This window comes from Candidatus Symbiopectobacterium sp. (assembly GCF_020054415.1).
Lineage (GTDB): Bacteria > Pseudomonadota > Gammaproteobacteria > Enterobacterales > Enterobacteriaceae > Symbiopectobacterium.
Genome location: NZ_JAHWCO010000403.1, coordinates 1 through 3515, shown reverse-complemented (window position 1 = coordinate 3515; position 3515 = coordinate 1). Strand labels below are relative to the sequence as shown.

Annotated in this window: 5 protein-coding genes and 2 pseudogenes; 5 read left to right on the top strand and 2 right to left on the bottom strand. The window is 49.7% G+C overall.

Features of this window, described 5'->3' with window-relative positions:
• Positions 1-176, top strand: a pseudogene (locus QZ506_RS11910) (IS481 family transposase); the annotation flags it as partial.
• Between the two features lie 116 nt (positions 177-292).
• Positions 293-625 (top strand): hypothetical protein, encoded by a 333-nt coding sequence (locus tag QZ506_RS11905; RefSeq protein ID WP_291971292.1) that lies wholly within the window; start codon positions 293-295, stop codon positions 623-625.
• Here the strand turns inward: QZ506_RS11905 and pspF are convergent.
• Positions 606-1598: a phage shock protein operon transcriptional activator gene (gene pspF, locus QZ506_RS11900; RefSeq protein ID WP_291971290.1), complete on the bottom strand. Its 993-nt coding sequence runs from the start codon at positions 1596-1598 to the stop codon at positions 606-608. The two genes, QZ506_RS11905 and pspF, sit on opposite strands and share 20 nt — an antisense overlap.
• Positions 1599-1840: 242 nt before the next feature.
• Here pspF and pspA point away from each other — a divergent pair, with 242 nt between their 5' ends.
• From pspA to pspC, 3 genes are read left to right on the top strand one after another with little or no spacing between them, the layout of a single operon-like run.
• The gene (gene pspA, locus QZ506_RS11895; RefSeq protein ID WP_291971288.1) at positions 1841-2506 is read left to right on the top strand and encodes a phage shock protein PspA; all 666 of its coding nucleotides are present in this window, start codon (positions 1841-1843) and stop codon (positions 2504-2506) included.
• Positions 2507-2564: 58 nt separating this feature from the next.
• Positions 2565-2807, top strand: coding sequence for an envelope stress response membrane protein PspB (pspB, locus tag QZ506_RS11890; RefSeq protein ID WP_291971286.1), 243 nt, complete (start codon positions 2565-2567; stop codon positions 2805-2807).
• A gap of 20 nt (positions 2808-2827) precedes the next feature.
• Complete coding sequence (pspC, locus tag QZ506_RS11885) at positions 2828-3187, top strand: envelope stress response membrane protein PspC (protein WP_291971294.1); 360 nt, start codon at positions 2828-2830, stop codon at positions 3185-3187.
• 121 nt (positions 3188-3308) lie between these two features.
• Here the strand turns inward: pspC and QZ506_RS11880 are convergent.
• Positions 3309-3515: pseudogene (locus QZ506_RS11880) on the bottom strand (IS481 family transposase); the annotation flags it as partial.

Below are 3515 nucleotides of genomic sequence, written 5' to 3'. Positions count from 1 at the left end.
TTTTGCAGGATTTTTATCAGGTTACGTTCCGCAAGAAGTTATATGGAGACCTGGAAAGCCTGCAGGTAGATCTGGACAACTGGTTGTGGCATTACAATAATGAGCGAAGTCATCAGGGAAAAATGTGCTGCGGGCGTACGCAGATGGCCACTTTACTCGATGGAAAACGGATCTAGGCAGAAAAGAATCTGAACCAGATGTAATCTGACAGACACCTGTATAAATAATTGGTAACTGTCAGATCAGGTCTGAGCTAGTACAAATAAGTGAAAGCACAGAGGATACGCAGGTCATGACGGATAAGCTGACCCAGTGGTATTCGCAGATATATTATCGTGATGCAGAGCAAGACGAACAGTTTGACACGCTGATCTCCAGTTGGAGCAGTTCGTCGAAAAGTATCAAAAATAGAGAAGAACCCTACCGTTACTACGGAAATGAGAAAAATTATCAACAAAGTGCTTCACAAATGATACTGATAACTATTATCATTCATTTCGCACTCCAGAAGGCTTCTCGTAAGCGCGGAAGGGGAGCACTACATTGCTCACATTGCTTCCAGTATTATTTTAGCCAGCGTTTGCTGGCTTTTTTTTATCTGCAATTTATCCCTCACCGCTGGTGATATCGTATTTTTTCAACAGCCCACGCAGCTGGTGGTAGGTCAATCCCAACAGCGTTGCGGCCTTACGTTGGTTAAAACGCGCTTGAGACAATGCCTTCTCAATGAGGACTTTTTCTTGTGTCTGCTGCCATTCACGCAGCGCCAGTGGTAAACGCGGTAGGGTAGAAGCAACGCAAACTGGAGTAACCGGTGTTTCAGCGGTGCGTTGAAATGGGTTAATAATAATGGCATCCAAGGGTTCTCCCGACGCGCCGTGGCGATAAACCGAGCGTTCAACCACGTTTTTTAGCTCCCGAACATTGCCAGGCCAAGCATAATTTAACAAGGTATCACGGGCGTGCGCAGAAAATCCAGTAAGCAGAGGGAGTTTCAATTCCCGGCACATCTGAATGGCGAAGTGCTCCGCCAATAACATGATGTCCTGCTGGCGTTCGCGCAGCGGGGGCAGTTGCACCACATCGAAAGCAAGTCTGTCGAGCAGATCGGCGCGAAACTTACCTGCCGTAGCGAGTGCGGGCAGATCTTCATTGGTGGCACAGACCAGACGTACATCAACCTGAAGTGGTTGGCTGCCTCCCACGCGCTCCAAAACGCCATATTCGATGACGCGCAGCAATTTCTCCTGCACCAGCATTGGCGCTGTTGCTAACTCATCGAGGAACAGCGTACCGCCGTCTGCACGCTCAAAACGCCCCAGATGACGGCGTTGCGCGCCGGTAAAGGCCCCTGCTTCATGGCCGAACAACTCTGAATCCAGCAGATTTTCATTAAGCACCGCACAGTTCAGGGAAATAAGCGGGCCTTGCCAACGTGGCGACAGGTAGTGAAGGCGGCTGGCAATCAACTCCTTACCGGTACCGCGTTCGCCTAACACCAGCACCGGTTTGGTAAGCTGCGCCAATTGTGAAACTTGCTCCAGCATTTCAACAAAGCTGTTGGCTTCACCCAGGAGATTCTCCTGACCTTTTTCCATCAGATATCACCTTTTATTGCTGTTAATTTTGCTAACTATTGGCGTATTTAACTAATTTATCCGATGGTGGTCATTTGTCAAAAAATAATAATCAATAATTTCAGTAGGATAAATTTATCTCTATGTTGGCATGCATCTTGTGATAGCAAGGGGGAACGCTAAGGTTGGTCGGCATCAAGCATGACGAATCAACATCACCACCCAGTGCATGCGCACTGTGATATGACCAAGAGGACACTGTAATGGGTATTTTTTCTCGTTTTGCCGATATCGTGAACGCGAACATCAATTCGTTACTGGACAAAGCGGAAGATCCGCAAAAGCTGGTGCGCTTGATGATCCAGGAAATGGAAGACACACTGGTAGAAGTACGCTCCACCTCGGCGCGGGCGCTGGCGGAGAAAAAACAGATTGCGCGTCGTGTCGAGCAGGCTGAATCCCAACAGGGACAATGGCAGGAAAAAGCCGAACTTGCGTTGCGTAAAGACAAAGACGATCTGGCGCGTGCGGCACTGCTTGAAAAACAGAAACTGGCCGACGTGATTGCGGTGCTGACCCGTGAAGCGGAAAATGTGGACGAAACGCTGACGAGCATGAAACGCGAAATTGGCGAGTTGGAAAACAAACTCACGGAAACCCGTGCTCGCCAGCAGGCGCTTTCGCTGCGCCATCAGGCAGCTTCTTCCTCTCGCGATGTGCGCCGTCAACTCGATAGCGGTAAACTGGATGAAGCGATGGCCCGTTTCGAACAGTTCGAACGCCGCATCGATTCGATGGAGGCGGAAGCAGAGAGCGCTGGTTTCGGTAAGCAGAAATCGCTGGATCAGCAAGTTGCCGAGTTGCAGGCTGATGATGAAATCAGCGCTCAGTTGGCTGCGTTAAAAGCAAAAATCAAACCGGAAACATGATGGCGGCCAGCCTGTTGGGCCGCTCGCACCACACTAACAAGCCTATCAAGGAGATATAATGAGCGCTTTGTTTCTTGCCATCCCATTGACGATTTTCATGTTGTTCGTGGCCCCGATATGGCTTTGGCTGCACTACAGTCAGCGCAAGCAACGTGATGCGGCGCAAGGGGAGGCATCCTGGGAGCAAAGCGATCTCCAGCGTTTGACCACGCTGTCTCAAGAAGCGAAACAGATGCGTGAGCGGATCCAGGCATTGGAAGAGATTCTGGATGCAGAACATCCCCACTGGAGGCAATCATGATAAAAGGAAAATTGAACGCGATGATGAATTCGCACGGCCGCAAGCTGTACCGGTTACCGCAAGAGGGTATGATCAAAGGCGTGTGCGCCGGGCTGGCGCGCTATCTGGATGTGCCGGTAAAACTGCTGCGTATCATTGTGGTGCTGTCGCTGTTCTTTGGCCTGTTTTTCTTTACGCTGGTGGCGTATATCGTGCTGACCTTTGTCCTCGAACCGGCACCGGCGGGCACTTATGAGCACGATGATGATGCCGTGCGCCCAAGTCAAACATTGAGCGAGGCAGATGCGGTATTGCGTGACAGTGAAGCGCGTTTGCGTGACATGGAGCGCTATGTCACCTCGGAGACTTTTGCGGTACAAAGCCGTTTTCGTCAACTGTGATGTCATCTACTGGCGTATGAATCATGAGGTATAGAACAAGGAGTGACGGATTGCACCTAAAAGTGTACTAGCTCAGACCTGATCTGACAGTTACCGATTATTTATACAGGTGTCTGTCAGATTACATCTGGTTCAGATTCTTTTCTGCCCAGATCCGTTTTCCATCGAGTAAAGTTTCCATCGGCGTACGCCCGCAGCACATTTTTCCCTGATGAGTTCGCTCATTATTGTAATGCCACAACCAGTTGTCCAGATCTACCTGCAGGCTTTCCAGGTCTCCATATAACTTCTTGCGGAACGTAACCTGATAAAAATCCTGAAAAATGGT